The sequence below is a fragment of the Brevundimonas sp. genome (assembly GCF_032055285.1).
Taxonomy (GTDB): Bacteria; Pseudomonadota; Alphaproteobacteria; order Caulobacterales; family Caulobacteraceae; genus Brevundimonas.
In genome coordinates this window covers 23,845-38,400 of record NZ_DAMBRE010000006.1, presented here as the reverse complement: position 1 = coordinate 38,400, position 14,556 = coordinate 23,845, and the positions used below count along the sequence as shown (strand labels likewise).

The following is a 14,556-nucleotide window of genomic DNA, read 5'->3' as shown; positions in this document are numbered from 1 at the left end:
CCCCTCCAGTGACCTGCCCCCGCAGGTCCGACCTACCCAATTCAAGACCAATATGGCCCGCCCCTCTTTCGACCAGATCGAGAGAACATGGGAATTGGAGGCAGAGTTTCACCAAAGCGTCGCATCCCGCAAGACCAAATTTCACATTGGGCCTAAACTTTCTTCATATTGGTCCTTGATTGGTTGCATAACATGAGTTCAGATAAGGGCGTTGGGACGCACTCTGGGGGAGGACGCCATGCCGTTTCTTGAAGCCATAGGATCGCTGGACGCCCAGAGGCCTGCGCCCCTGTATCAACAGCTGCAACAGGCTGTGCGCCAGGCCATCGAGCGCCGCACGCTGAAGCCCGACGACGCCCTGCCGCCCGAACGGGACCTGGCCAATGAGCTGTCGGTGTCGCGCATCACCATTCGCAAGGCCTTCGACGGGCTGGTGGCCGAGGGGCTCCTGACGCGGCGTCAGGGCGCCGGCACCTTCGTCGCCGCCCGCGTGGAGAAGAGCTTCTCCAAGCTGACCTCCTTTTCCGAGGACATGGCGGCGCGCGGGCGCAAGGCCACCAGTTCGTGGCTGAGCCGCAGCGAGGGCACGGTGACGCCCGAAGAATCCCTGACTCTGGGCCTCAGCCCCGGCGCGCCGGTCTATCGCTTCCACCGTATCCGCTATGCCGACGGGGCGCCGATGGCGCTGGAGTATTCGACGGTGCCCGCCTCCTGCCTGTCCAGCCTCGAAGCTGTGACAACCTCGCTTTATCAGGCCCTGGCCGTCAGCGGGCACAGGCCGAACCGCGCCCTGCAGCGCCTGCGCGCCGTCCTGTTCAACGCCGAACAATGTGAACTTCTGGGCATAACCCCCGGCGCGCCGGGCCTGCTGATCGAGCGGCGCGCCTTCCACAACGGCGAGCCGGTGGAAGTGACCCAATCCTATTATCGCGGGGACGCCTACGACTTCGTCGCCGAACTGAACGACGGACCTGCCTGATGCGCGCCGAAGATACCCAGATGTTCGCCGAGGCCGCCGCCTCGGGCCGGCTCGTCGCCGCCCAACTGGCCGCCAACGCCGGTGTCGTGGCCCAGGCGGCCAAGCGGCTGCGCATGCATCCGCCCAGCGCCACCCTCATCTGCGGTCGCGGCAGCTCCGACAACGCCGGCGTCTTCGCCCGCTATCTGATCGAAACCGAGGTCGGGGTCATGACCAGCCCCATGCCCCTGGCCGTCAGTTCGGTCTATGGCCGCGCGCCCCATGTGCCGGACGGCCTGTGCCTGGCCGTGTCGCAGTCGGGCAAGAGCCCCGATCTGGTCGCCGCCGCAGCCGGCGCCCGCGCGGGCGGCGCCTTTGTCGTCGCCCTGGTCAATGTCGAAGACTCGCCCCTCAGCCAGGTGGCGGACCTGACCATTCCCCTGCGCGCCGGTCCGGAACTGTCGGTGGCCGCCACCAAGAGCTTCATCGCCAGCCTCAGCGCCTTCGCTCACCTGGTGGCGAACTGGAGCGGCGACGCCGACCTGTCCGCCGCCCTCGACCTTCTGCCCCAGCAACTGGACGCCGCCTGGACCCAGGACTGGTCCGCCGCCCTGCCCGCTCTTGTCGACGCGACCAACCTCTATGTCGTCGGACGCGGCGTCGGGTTCGGCGTGGCCCGCGAGGCGGCGCTGAAGCTCAAGGAGACCTGCGGCCTGCACGCCGAGGCCTTCTCGACCGCCGAGGTCCGTCACGGCCCCATGGCCCTGGTCAAGACCGGCTTCCCGGTCCTGCTGCTGCCGCAGTCGGACGCGACCTACGACGACGCCGAGACTCTGGCGGCCGACTTCGCCCGGCGCGGCGCCCAGGTCTTCTTCGCCGGCGCCACGAGCGCGCCTGGCGTCACCGCCCTGCCGACCATCAGCGCTCACCCGGCGCTGGAACCGATTCTGCTGATCCAGAGCTTCTATCGCCTGGCCGCCGCCCTGTCCGTGGCGCGCGGCTTCGACCCCGACCGTCCGCCCTACCTCAACAAGGTGACCGAGACCGTTTGATGCCCACCCTGCTGCACAATGGGCCGATCCTGACCGACGACGGGTTCCGCGATGACTTCGCCGTGGTCATCGACAATGCAAGGATCGCCGCCGTCGGTCCGAAAGACGTCATCCGCGCGGCCTTCCCTGAAGCCCAGACTCGCGACCTGAACGGCGACCGCCTGGTCGCCGGCTACATCGACACCCAGGTCAACGGCGGCGGCGGCGTCCTGTTCAACGACGCCCCCACAGTGGAGACCATCGCCCGCATCGGCGCCGCTCATCGGCGCTTCGGCACCACCGGCTTCCTGCCCACCCTGATCAGCGACGACCTGTCGGTCATTGATCGGGCCATCGACGCGGTGGAACAGGCCATGCTTGAAGGCGTGCCCGGCGTCCTGGGCATCCACATCGAAGGTCCCTTTCTGAACGTGGCCCGCAAGGGCATCCACGATCCGGCCAAGTTCCGCACCCTGGACCTCGAAGCCGTGCGTCTTCTGACGCGAATGAAGACCGGCCGCACCCTGATCACCCTGGCCCCGGAAATGACCACGCCGGACATGATCGCGGCCCTGGTTGCGGGCGGCGTCGTGGTCGCGGCGGGCCATTCCGACGCCGATTACGCCGCCATGCGCGCCGCGCTGGACGCGGGCGTGACCGGCTTCACCCATCTGTTCAACGCCATGTCGCCGCTGACCAGTCGCGAGCCTGGCGTGGTCGGAGCCGCCTTAGAGGACACCCGCGCCTGGTGCGGGATCATCATCGACGGCCACCACGTCGATCCGGTGGTGCTGAAACTGGCCCTGCGCTGCCGCCCGGCTGACCGTTTCATGCTGGTCACCGACGCCATGCCCAGCGTCAACGCCCCCCATCTCGGCGACGGAGACGACCACTTCTATCTGCAGGGCCGCCGCATTTCGGTGAAGGACGGCGCCTGTCTGGACGAACGCGGCGTGCTGGCGGGGTCGGATCTCGATATGGCCGCCGCCGTCCGCAACGCCCGCGACCTGCTGGGCCTGGACCTGCCGACCGCCGCCATGATGGCCTCCGGCGCGCCCGCGGCCTTCCTGGGGCTGGAGCGAGAACGCGGCCGAATAGCGCCCGGCTATGCTGCCGATCTCGCGCGCCTGGGCGACGGGCTGAACGTCATCGAGACCTGGATCGACGGGCATCCGACGCATCATGCCTGACGCTTGGCGCCGCCCTGCTACAGCCTGCGCCGCCTGAACCAAACTCATTCCAAAGCCTTAGACATCCGGCCGCCAAGGCTCCGCCGCAGTCTTCGCCATCGCCCGTTTGATCGGCCACTGCAGCCCGAACAGGATCAGGGCGCTGACGCCCGCCACGACGGCGTGCGCCAGCCAGAAACGATCGGCGCTCATGGCTTCCAGACGTGTGCCGGCCCAGCCCACCAGGTTGTTCGCCACGAAGAGGTGCAGATAGAAGACCCCGACAATGGTCGCTCCGATCGCCTTGGGCGCCATGCGGACATAGAGGGCCAGGGCGACCGGCACGAGATGCGCAAAGCCGATGCTGTTGATGACGTGAAAGGCGACGGCCCACCACAGGCTGATCCTGGCCCCTTCGTCGGCTTGCGCCGCTCCTGTCGCCAACACCAGGAAGGCCAGCACCGTCAGAACCGCGCCGACGACCAGCTTGGTGATCTCGTCAGGCTCGGGGAAACGCCGCGACCACAGGCGCCAGAACAGGACCGACAGAGCCAGCATCGCCACAGAGGCGGCCGCATCAAAGGTGATGAGCCAGCTGGTCGGCATGGTGCGCCCCAACAGGGAGAAGTCGAAGCTGCTCTGGGCCCAGACCATATAGGCGTTGAAAATCTGCTGGTTGCCCAGCAGCGCCAAAGCCAGAACCGGCAGCATGGCCAACAGAAGGGCTAGGATGCGCCAGTCCGCCCTGGACAAGCGGACCCGGGTTTCCTGCGTCCTTCTGACGATCGGCGGATCGACGGGGAGAAAGCGCGCCCCGGCCAGATAGATACCCACCCCCGCCGCCATGCCGATGCCCGCCGCCGTAAAACCATAGTGCCAGCCGTAGACCTCGCCCAGAGTGCCGCAGACCAGGGGCGAAGCAATCACCCCGGCGCTGATGCCCAGGTAGAAGATCTGGAAGGCGTCGGCGCGGGCGTTGTCCTCGGGCGCGTACAGGCTGCCTACCTGGACGGCGATATTGCCTTTGAAACAACCCGTTCCGATCGCCAGGCACAGCAAGGCCCAAAAGAAGGACGCGTCGAACGCCATCAGAAAGTGGCCGATCGTCATCAGCGTCCCGCCCAGCAGGATCGTTCGGGTCCGCCCCAGCCAGCGGTCGGCGATCAGCCCGCCCAAAACCGGCGTCAGATAGACGAGACCAGTGTAGATTCCGAAGATCGCCGAAGCGAGGCCCTGGGTCGAAAGGGGGCCATAGACGCCTTCGACCACGGCGCGGAATTGAGCGAACCCGGCGACATTCTCGACATGACCCGGCTGAAGCAGTTGGCTGACCATGTAGAGGACCAGCAGGGTCTGCATGCCGTAGTAGGAAAAACGCTCCCACGCCTCGGCGAAGGCCAGATACCAAAGGCCCACGGGGTGACCGAACAACCGCCGCGTCGAAACGCCAAGAGCAAGGGAAGGCTCCGTCCGCGCGCCGCCGTCTTCGGCGGACGCACTGATATCCGCGCTCACGACGAGACCTCCGGCGCGAGGCTGGACGCCCCAATCAGGGCCGACGAGTGCTTCATTATCCCCTCCAGAATAACGCAGACGTTTCGGACGCAGGCCGCCACCCCACCGACGTTCCACGTCAAGCCTTGAGGCTATACACAACCACATAGTATACGGTATCTGATATGGCAAACGCCATCAGAGGGAGCCGCAAGTGGTCAGCATCAACGACTTGGAACTGAAGGCGGACCGCCTCTCCGTCATCGACATGCATACGGCGGGGGAGCCGGTCCGCATCTACGACGCGACTCTATTGGGCCTCCCTGGTGAAACCATCCTCGAAAAGCGCCGCGCCATGGGGGAGCGGTTCGATCACTTACGGCGCGCCATGATGCTGGAGCCGCGCGGTCACGCCGACATGTATGGGGCCATCCTGGTTCCGCCGAGCGACCCCGCCTATGACGCCGCCGTGCTCTTCACCCATGTATCGGGCTATTCGACGATGTGTGGCCACGCGACCGTCGCCCTGGGCCGCTTGCTCTATGACCAGGCCCGCCTTCAGGGTCGGAGCCAGACCCGCTTCACACTGGAATGCCCCTGCGGCCCGGTGGCCATCGAAGTGACGCCCGACGCCGATCCGGCGGCGGCGCCCTCGGTGCGGTTCGAAAGCGTCGAATCCTTCGCGCTGTCGCTGGACGACAGCCTCGAACTGGAAGGCTTCGGCCACGTCCAATTCGACGTCGGCTATGGCGGCGCCTTCTACGCCATCCTGCCCAGTAGCCGGCTCGGTCTCGATTTTCATCAGACGCCGCTGGAACAGTTGGTCGACGCCGCCGGCAAGCTGGTGGCCGAACTGCGCGCGACGCGCAGCTTCCGCCACCCGCAAGAGCCGGACCTCTCCTTCCTCTACGGCGCCATCCTGACCGACGGCGACCATGTCACGCCGGGCCAGCTGACGCATAATCTCTGCTGGTTCGGCGAGGCCCAGATCGACCGCAGCCCCACCGGCAGCGGCGTCTCGGCCCGCCTCGCCGTCGCCCATGCGCGCGGCCAGATCGCGCCGGGCGACAGCATCGCCTTCGCCGGGGCCTCGGGACAGGCCTTCGACGGCGCCGTCGCCCGGCCGACCGAGCGCGGCGTCATCGCCGCTGTCTCGGGCCGCGCCTACTACATGGCGCGCTCCGAACTGATCCTCGAGACCCAGGACCCCTTCGCCCAAGGCTTCATGCTGCCCGCCCGCTTCGGCGACTTCCTGTCGGCCTGACCGCCCTCGCGCATTACCCTCAAGGACACTCAATGGATAGACTGCAGATCGCCGCCGGCTGGACGCCCGCGCGGCTGGACAGCCTTCGCGCCGAAATGGCCCGGAACGACCTCGACGGCTTCATCATCCCGCGCTGGGATGCCCACCAGTCGGAATACGTCGTGATCGCCGACGAGCGCCTGGCCTGGGCCACGGGCTTTTCCGGCACCTGGGGTCTGGCGGTCGTCACCCTGGATCGCGCCGCTGTCTTCGTGGACGGCCGCTACACGGTCCAGGCCGCAGCCGAAGTCTCGACCGCTCATTTCGAACTGAAGCACCTCTATGACGAGCCGGTCGAGCGCTGGCTGGCCCGGACCGCCGCCAAGGGCGAGGTTTACGGCTATGACCCGATGATCCTCAATCCCATCGTCCATGCGCAGATCGAGCCGACGATCATCGAGCAGGGCGCCTCGCTGCGCGCGATATCGCCCAACCCGATCGACCGCGCCTGGAGCGATCGGCCCGACACCCCGATCAAGCCGGCCTTCCCCTTCCCCGCCGCCCGCTCGGGCGAGACCTCTCTGGTCAAGCGACACCGCCTGGCCGAACGCCTGAGCACGGCGCGCACCGATCTCCTGGTCGAGACCCAGACGGACAACATCGCCTGGTTGCTCAACTGGCGCGGCGACGAGGTGCCCGACAACCCCATCGTCCAGGCCTTCATGCTGGTCGACGCGACCGGCGCGGTCGACCTGTTCGTCGACGCCCGCAAGCTGGGCAATGATGGCGCGGCGTTCGAACTGGAGGGCGTGACGCTTCATGAGCCCTCGGCCTTCCTCGAACGCCTGAGCCAACGCCTGAAGGGCGGCGATCGGGTCTCGATGGATCCCAAGTTCTCGCCGGTCGGTGCGGCGACAGCCGCGCGCGAGGCCGGGGCGGTCGTCCTCATCGAGCCCGACCCCCTGACCGCCCTCAAGGCGGTCAAGAACCCGGTCGAACTGGCCGGTCTGCGCGCGGCGTCGAAACGCGACAGCATCGCCTGGGTCCGCTTCCTCGCCTGGCTGGACGCCAAGGTCGCCTCGGCGCCGATCTCGGAACTGGAAGCGGAGGAGGAAATCCTCCGCTATCGCCGCGAACTGGAGCATTTCGTCAGCCCCAGCTTCCGCACCATCGCCGGCGCCGACGCCAATGGCGCCATGTGCCACTACAACGCCCCGGCCGACGGCGGCGCGATGATCCAGCGCGACAGCCTGTTCCTGATCGATTCCGGCGGGCAGTATCTGGACGGCACCACCGACACGACGCGCACCGTCTGTTTCGACGCCCCGTCCGCCATCTGGCGCAAGCACTATACCCTGGTGCTGAAGGGCCATATCCGGTTGGCGACCCTGCGCTTCCCGGACGGCACGCGCGGCTATCAGATCGATGCATTCGCGCGCGAGGCCCTGTGGGCGCACGGGCTCGATTATGACCACGGCACGGGTCACGGCGTCGGCCACTTCCTGTCGGTGCATGAACACCCGCAGCGGATCGGCAAGGACCCAGTCATGACGTCGATCACCGCGGGCATGACCCTGACCAATGAGCCGGGCTACTACGAAGCCGGGCGCTACGGCATCCGCATCGAAAACCTGTGCGAAGTGGTCGAGGACGGCGACGGCTTCATCCGGCTGCGCGACATGACCCTGGTTCCGCTGGACCGCCGCCTGATCGACCTCGAACTGCTGACCGAGCAGGAGCGCGCCTGGGTCGATGGCTATCATGCGCGGGTGCGGTCGGAGTTGGCCGACCTGATCGCCGATCCGTTAGCGAAGGACTGGCTGATCGCCAATACGGCGCCGCTCTAGCCGCCGCCCAGTTCGACTGCCTCCCGTTCCGGCTCCGCCTCTGGCGGAGCCGTTTCGCTATCAGGGGTTCAGCGGAACCGCTCGATCCGTAGAGCATCCAGCCAGGCCGGAGCCGGTCGGCCCAGCGCCATCTGCTCCAGCCATTCGGCCGTGGAGGCCGCGAGCGTCAGGCCCAGATGCTGATGGCCGAAGGCGTAGTGGATCGCCGGATGGGCCTGAAGCCGCCCGATAGCCGGCAGATAGTCCGCCAGCGTCGGGCGCGGCCCGCACCAGCGGTCAGGCGCGTCGGAGAAGGCGACGCCCAGAGCCTTCAGATGCGCCTCAATGTGACGCCACTTGCGCGGGTCCGGCTTGGCGGACGGATCGCCGAACTCGACGTGGCTGGAGGCGCGCAGGCCGCCGTTGAAGCGCGCGACGGCCAAGGCGCGGTCCTCGAACACGGTCAGGGGCAGGTCGTCGGGCCAGGCATGTTCCGCCGACTGCACCGAATAGCCCCGCTCTCCAATCAGCGGGACACGCAGGCCCAGCGGCGCTATCAGGCGCGCCGACCAGGCTCCGGCAGCGACCACGACCTTGCCCGCGTCCACAACCGAACCGTCCGCCAACACGACCTCGGCGGCTTCGGCCGCGGGCCGCACGGCTGAAACCTCGGCATGGATCACACGCCCGCCCAACCGCTGGAAGCCGCTCAACAGGGCGTCGCGCACCTTCTGCGGTTCGCTGACCTGCCCCGTGCCGCTGAAACGGATGCCGCCAGCCGGACGTGCGGCCAGAACGCCGTCGTAGGCGGCCAGGTCGTCCGCCTCCATCGGCCGGAAGGTCGCGCTTCCGGTACGCGCGCCGCGCCAGGCATGCAGGCCCCGCCGCGCCGCCTCCGGCGTCGACCAGACGACGGCGTGGCCGGTCGGGCGGATCAGGTCGTCGGCCCCCTCGGCCAGGGCGGCCAGCCGCGCCCATGCCCCCAGAGGGTCTTGCAACAGATGCGCCAGCGTCTCCGCCCCCCGCGCCGCCGCAGCGGGCCGCGAAGCGGCCAGGAAGCGTAAGGCCCAGGGTCCCCACATGCCGACGTCGCGCGCCCGGAAATCCAGCGGCCCGCCCCAACCGAACAACCGCCCGGCCGCGCTCTTCAGCGTGGCGGGCGACGGCATGGGCTCGCACTGTTCGGCGGCGATATGGCCGATATTGCCGAAGGAAGCCCCGCGCCGGGGATCGCCTCGGTCAATCAGAACCACCTCGAACCCCGCCGCCTGAAGCCTCAGGGCGATGGCCGCGCCGACCAGACCGCCGCCGACCACCGCCCAACGCTGAAGCGTCGTCACGCGGCGGCGCCCTCGCCGAAGGGATCGTCCAGGCTGTGCGACGGCTGGGTGAACCAGACCGGCCCCGCCTCGCTCATGTAGAAGTGGTCTTCCAGACGGACGCCGAACTGGCCCGGAATGACCAGCATGGGCTCGTTGGAGAAGCACATGCCGGGCTGAAGCAACGTGGTGTCGCCGCGCACGAGATTGGGCGCCTCGTGGATGTCCAGGCCGATGCCGTGACCGGTGCGGTGCGGCAGACCCGGCAGACCCGGCAGACGATAGTCAGGCCCGTAACCGAGACCGGTCAGATAGTCGCGCGCGCCAGCGTCTACGCTCTCACACGGAGCGCCGATCCGCGCCGCTTCGAAGGCCAGGGCCTGAGCCTTTTTTTCGTGCTCCCAGACCCGGCGGAAAGCCTCGGTTGGTTTGCCGAAGACATAGGTGCGGGTGATGTCTGAATGATAGCCGTCGACCAGGGTGCCGGTGTCGATCAGCACCACGTCATCGACCTGCAAGGCGCGATCGCCCTCGCCGCCGTGCGGCAGACAGGTGTCGTCGCCGAACGAGACCAGGCAGAACCAGGAACCGCCCTCGCCGCCCAGAGCGCGGTGTTCGGCGTCGATGAAGCGCTTAACCTCGGACGTCAGCACCCCGGCCTTCAGCCAATGGCGGGTGCGGCGCTGGACCTCCAGGGTGATGGCCTTGGCGCGCGTCAGCAGGGCGATCTCGGCGGCGGATTTGACGCTGCGCAGGGCTGTGATCAGCGGTCCGCCGTCGACCAGGCGATCCGCGCCCAGGGCCTTGCTCAGGCCCAGCCAGATGAAGGCCGCCGCCTGATCGTCCACCGCCAGCTTGCCGTCCGACGGCACGCGGGTCGCCGCCAGGGCATAGGGGCTTTCTTCCTCTTCCCAGGTCAGGATCTCGCCCGCGACCGCGTTCGGCGCCGAAGTCAGCCCGCCGATCTTGTCCAGCTCGAAGCGAGGACAGACATAATCCAAGCGTCCATCCGCATGGATCAGGGCGCCGGTCAGGCGTTCCGATGGGTGCCAATCCAGACCTGTGAAATAGCGCAGCGAGGTCGTCGGTCCCAGCAGCAGGGCCGACAGCCCCTGCGCGCTCAATCGCTCGGCCATGGCCTGAATGCGGGAGCGCCGTTCGTCAGCGGTGATGGGGGCGGCAAAGGGAGCGGAGAAGGTCATGCCAGCAACGTATATCGTATCTGATTTATGCCTGTCCTTCTTTCATGCTTCGGGGCTCCCGGCAAGGGACGCCCCGCTAGGCGCGCTTGCGGCCTCGACCCGGCGTCGCCGAACTGGACGCGACGAAGTTCATGCTGAACTCCTCGCGCAGATCACGCAGCGTGTGCTCCAGGTGCGCCCCCACCATGCGGCGGACAGCCTTGGCGTCACGGTTCAGCCAGGCCTGCATGATCTCGTGATGTTCAGCCTCGGCCGTGAGGTGGCGGTCGGCGCCTTCGAGATGTTTGCGCACATAGCGATCGGCCATGACATGCAGACGCGCCGTGATCTCGGTCGTCAGCACCCGTCCGCCGGGCTGGATCAGGGCCATGTGGAAGGCGCGGTTCAGCGGCCCGACGCTAGGAAGGCGAGCGGCGGCGGCGGCGTCCAGTTCGGTCAGGATGCGCTGGGCGGCGGCGCGCTGATCATCATCCGCCGCCAGGCAGGCCTGGGCCGCAGCGTCGGGTTCGAGCTTCAGACGCAGTTCGTAGATTTCCTCGACCTCGCTCGCGCTCATGCCGCGAACGAAGAAGCCGCGGTTGGCGTGCGACACCACCAGCCCGTCCTGCTCCAGGCGGACCAGGGCTTCGCGCAGCGGGATCTTCGAGACGTTCAAATCCGCCGCCAGAGCGTCCTGCCGGATCGGCACGTCGGGCTCAATGGCGCCGGACAGGATCATGTCCCGCACAACTTCCATCAGGCGGTCGGAAAGCGTGCGGACTTCAAGCGGGGATGCGGCCATGCGGTCTATCGAGTCGACTGGGCCGGACGCCCGGATCATCCATAGCGCGCGATGGCCGCAATTACGACGCGGAATGCGTCAGACGACCTGGAACCCCTTCCAGAAGGCGTCCCGGCGATCCACCCAGATGGTGTTGAATCCCGTGGCCATCGCCGAGCCCTCAATGGAGGGAATGATCGCCCTGAGCCCGCCCACTGTCGTCTCTGCCTCAACCCGGCCGATGAAGCGGCTGCGGATGTAGCTTTGATGGACGAAGGCGTCGCCGACCTGCAACCGCCCCTTGGCGTGCAGATGGGCCAGCCGGGCCGAAGTGCCGGTGCCGCAGGGGCTACGGTCGATCGCCTTGTCGCCATAGAAGACGGCGTTGCGCCCATCGGCCCCCTCGCCTTTCGGAACATCGGCCCACAGGACATGGCTGACGCCGTTGATCGACGGCTCGTCGGGATGGACGGGATGGAAGGCTGCGCACACGCGCTCGCGCACCAGACCGCTCAGCTCGATGATGCGGCTGGCGCCGAGATCATCCAGGCCGGTGTAGGCGCCTTGCGGCTCGACGATGGCGTAGTAGTTGCCGCCGTAGGAGACATCGACCGTCAACGGCCCCAGGCCCGGAACCTCGATCTCGATCCCTTCCGCGGCCAGATAGGCGGGCACATTGCGGATACGGACCGAGGTCACGCGGTCGCCCTCGGTCTCATAGGCGATGTCCAGAACGCCCGCCGGGACCTCGATCTTCAGCCGTCCTGGGGTGCGCGGCCGGATCAGACCGTGCTCCAGGCCGAAGGTGATCATGCCGATGGTCCCGTGGCCGCACATGGGCAGGCAACCGCTGGTCTCGATGAAGAGGATGCCCGCATCGGCGTCGGGCAAGGTCGGCGGGTACAGGAACCCGCCGCTCATCATGTCGTGGCCGCGCGGCTCGAAGCACAGCGACGTCCGTATCCAATCGTAGCGGTCGAGGAAGTCGAGCCGTCGCTCGGCCATGCTGGCCCCTGACAACAGGGGCGCGCCGCCGGCGACCAGACGAACCGGATTGCCGGCGGTATGACCGTCGATGCAGAAGAAGACGTCGCGCATCCGTGCTCCGATCAGACGAGCTTGAGGGCCCTGCCCGAGCCGACGGGACGGGTCGCCGCCGCCTTCTCGACCAGGGCGATGACTTCAGCCCGGCGCGCGCCCGTCAAGGGCATGCGCGGCATGCGGACTCGCTCGGTCCCGCGGCCCATGATGGCCTCTGACAGCTTGATCGACTGCACCAGGTCCGACACGGCGTCGAGGTGCAGCAGCGGCATGAACCAGCGATAGATCTCGACCGCGCGGGCCAGATCGCCGTCCTTGACGGCCTTGACCAGGGCCACGGATTCCTCGGGGAAGGCGTTGGTCAGGCCCGAGACCCAGCCCTTGGCGCCTAGCACCAGACCTTCCAGCGCCACGTCGTCCAGGCCGACCATGACGGAATAGCGGTCGCCCAGTTCATTGATGATGTCGGTGATGCGTCGCGAATCCGGCGCGCTTTCCTTCAGGGCCACGATGTTCGGCACGTCCGACAGACGCTTCAGGTCGGCGTTGGTCAGCGCGATCCGGTACATGGTCGGATTGTTGTAGAGCATGATGGGCAGGCCGCTGGCCGCCGCCACGGCGCGGAAGTGAGCCTCAAGCTCCTCGGCCGTGGGCATGTAGACCATGGCCGGCAGGACCATCAGGGCGTCCACGCCGATGGCCTCGGCGTCCCGGGCGTAGGCCTCGGCGCGCGGCGTGGTCAGTTCGCTGACCCCGGTGATGATCGGCACGCGACCGGCGGCCACCTCGACCGCCGCCTTCAGGACAGCGCGCTTTTCCTCGGGCTCCAGCGAGTTGTTCTCGCCGACCGTGCCCATGACGATGATGCCGTCGACGCCGTCCTTGATCAGGCCGTCCAGCACCTTCTGGGTGGCGTCCAGATCCACCGCCAGCCCCTCGTCGAATTGGGTGGTCGCCGCCGGGATGACTCCGGTCCAGTCCAGCTTCGCCTTGGCCATAAGCCATTCCTCCTAAAGGTAGAATTATTTTCGTATACGATATTCAAATAACGACGAAGTCAAGCGATTAGCCGCCTATCCGGCGCTGTAGCTGGTCTTTGTCAGGGTGAAGAAGTCGGCGGCGGCGAAGCCCTGCTCACGCGGACCATAGGACGAGCCCTTCGTGCCGCCGAACGGCACATGATAGTCGACCCCGGCGGTGGCCAGGTTGACCATGGTCATCCCCGCCCTGGCCCGGCGCTGGAAGTCGCGGGCGTATTTCATCGACTGGGTGACGATGCCCGCCGACAGGCCGAACTCGGTCCCGTTGGCGATCTCCAGGGCCGCTTCGTAGTCCTTCACCCGGATGGTGGAGGCGACGGGGCCGAAGACTTCTTCAGTGTTGATCCGCATGGCCGGGTCGGTGTCGGCGATCAGGGTCGGCTGGACGTACCAGCCCGGCGTCTCCCGGGTCAGGCGCTCGCCGCCGGCGACGACCTGCCCGCCCTCGAAGGCGGCGAGCTCCATATAGCGATAGGAGGTCTCGCGCTGATCCTCGCTGACCGCCGGGCCGACCTGGGTGTTCGGATCGAGGGCGTGACCCACGCGCAAGGCCGCGACCTTCTCGGCCAGGGCGGCGACGAAGCGGTCATGGATGCCGTCCTGCACGATCAGACGGCTGGACGCCGTGCAACGCTGGCCAGTGGCGAAGAAACTGCCGTCGAGCGCAATGTTGACCGCCCGCTCCAGATCGGCGTCGTCCAGCACGATCAGCGGGTTCTTGCCGCCCATCTCCAGTTGCACGCGCGCCTGACGGGCGACCGCCCCGGCCGCGACCCCTGCCCCGACGCCTTGCGAGCCGGTGAAGCTGACGCCCGCCACGTCCTTGTGATCGACGATGGCCTGGCCCACGCGGCCGCCGCCGATGACCAGATTCAGAACGCCCTTGGGCAGGCCGGCTTCATGCAGGATGGCGACCAGCGCCTCGGCCGTGGCCGGGGTGTGGCTGGCCGGCTTCATCACCACCGTATTGCCGAAGGCCAGGGCCGGCGCCGCCTTCCAGGCCGGGATGGCGATGGGAAAGTTCCACGGCGTAATCAGGCCGTAGACACCGACCGGTTGGCGATAGGTCTGGACCTCGACGCCCGAACGGGTCGAGGCCAGGTTCTGGCCATGCAGGCGCAAGGCCTCGCCGGCGAAGTATTTCAGAATGCGGGCGGCGCGGGCCGTCTCGCCAATGCCCTCGGCCAGCGTCTTGCCCTCTTCGCGCGACAGCAGGCGGCCGACGGTCTCGCGGCGCTCCATCAGCAGGCTTCCGGCGCGGTCCAGCACGTCCGAGCGGATCTCGGGCGAGGCGTTGGCCCAGCCGTCGAAGGCCGCCGAGGCCGCAGCCACGGCGGCGTCGACCTCAGCGGTTCCGCCTTGCGGCGCAACGGCCACGATTTCGCGCACGTCCGACGGATTCAGGCTCTCGACCTTCCCAGAACCTCGGCGCTCGCCGTTGATCCAGTGGGACAGTTCAATCGGAGCGGTCAT

At 67.6% G+C, this 14,556-nt stretch carries 12 protein-coding genes; 5 read left to right on the top strand and 7 right to left on the bottom strand.

Annotation, left to right across the window (positions count from 1 at the left end; all coding sequences use genetic code 11):
* Positions 1-238 precede the first annotated feature (238 nt).
* From RTY13_RS13735 to nagA, 3 genes are read left to right on the top strand one after another with little or no spacing between them, the layout of a single operon-like run.
* The gene (locus RTY13_RS13735; protein WP_312784209.1) at positions 239-979 is read left to right on the top strand and encodes a GntR family transcriptional regulator; all 741 of its coding nucleotides are present in this window, start codon (positions 239-241) and stop codon (positions 977-979) included.
* Complete coding sequence (locus RTY13_RS13730; protein WP_312784208.1) at positions 979-2,010, top strand: SIS domain-containing protein; 1,032 nt, start codon at positions 979-981, stop codon at positions 2,008-2,010. The genes RTY13_RS13735 and RTY13_RS13730 overlap by 1 nt, the downstream gene beginning before the upstream one ends.
* The gene (gene nagA / locus RTY13_RS13725; RefSeq protein WP_312784207.1) at positions 2,010-3,179 is read left to right on the top strand and encodes an N-acetylglucosamine-6-phosphate deacetylase; all 1,170 of its coding nucleotides are present in this window, start codon (positions 2,010-2,012) and stop codon (positions 3,177-3,179) included. The genes RTY13_RS13730 and nagA overlap by 1 nt, the downstream gene beginning before the upstream one ends.
* Positions 3,180-3,236: 57 nt before the next feature.
* On the opposite strand, the gene RTY13_RS13720 is transcribed toward nagA, so the two are convergent.
* Complete coding sequence (locus RTY13_RS13720) at positions 3,237-4,589, bottom strand: peptide MFS transporter (protein ID WP_312784206.1); 1,353 nt, start codon at positions 4,587-4,589, stop codon at positions 3,237-3,239.
* Positions 4,590-4,866: 277 nt separating this feature from the next.
* Between RTY13_RS13720 and RTY13_RS13715 the strand changes: the two genes are divergently transcribed.
* Together RTY13_RS13715 and RTY13_RS13710 are read left to right on the top strand one after the other, a co-directional pair.
* A complete protein-coding gene (locus RTY13_RS13715; RefSeq protein ID WP_312784204.1) occupies positions 4,867-5,916 on the top strand; it encodes a proline racemase family protein in 1,050 nt (349 codons plus the stop codon).
* A 32-nt stretch (positions 5,917-5,948) separates the two neighbouring features.
* Positions 5,949-7,742: an aminopeptidase P family protein gene (locus tag RTY13_RS13710; RefSeq protein WP_312784203.1), complete on the top strand. Its 1,794-nt coding sequence runs from the start codon at positions 5,949-5,951 to the stop codon at positions 7,740-7,742.
* A gap of 68 nt (positions 7,743-7,810) precedes the next feature.
* Here RTY13_RS13710 and RTY13_RS13705 read toward each other — a convergent pair whose 3' ends face one another.
* The 6 genes from RTY13_RS13705 to RTY13_RS13680 form a co-directional block, all read right to left on the bottom strand.
* Positions 7,811-9,061 (bottom strand): FAD-binding oxidoreductase, encoded by a 1,251-nt coding sequence (locus tag RTY13_RS13705; protein WP_312784202.1) that lies wholly within the window; start codon positions 9,059-9,061, stop codon positions 7,811-7,813.
* Positions 9,058-10,242, bottom strand: coding sequence for a Xaa-Pro peptidase family protein (locus RTY13_RS13700; protein ID WP_312784201.1), 1,185 nt, complete (start codon positions 10,240-10,242; stop codon positions 9,058-9,060). Before RTY13_RS13700 ends, RTY13_RS13705 begins: the two co-directional genes overlap by 4 nt.
* Positions 10,243-10,318: 76 nt before the next feature.
* Positions 10,319-11,023, bottom strand: a complete 705-nt coding sequence (locus RTY13_RS13695) for a GntR family transcriptional regulator (protein WP_312784200.1) — start codon at positions 11,021-11,023, stop codon at positions 10,319-10,321.
* A 78-nt stretch (positions 11,024-11,101) separates the two neighbouring features.
* On the bottom strand, positions 11,102-12,100 hold the full coding sequence (locus RTY13_RS13690) for a 4-hydroxyproline epimerase (protein ID WP_312784199.1): 999 nt from the start codon (positions 12,098-12,100) through the stop codon (positions 11,102-11,104).
* A gap of 11 nt (positions 12,101-12,111) precedes the next feature.
* A complete protein-coding gene (locus RTY13_RS13685; protein ID WP_312784197.1) occupies positions 12,112-13,041 on the bottom strand; it encodes a dihydrodipicolinate synthase family protein in 930 nt (309 codons plus the stop codon).
* Positions 13,042-13,116: 75 nt separating this feature from the next.
* Positions 13,117-14,556 carry an aldehyde dehydrogenase family protein gene (locus RTY13_RS13680; protein WP_312784195.1) on the bottom strand — a complete coding sequence of 480 codons (1,440 nt, stop codon included), beginning with the start codon at positions 14,554-14,556 and terminating at the stop codon, positions 13,117-13,119.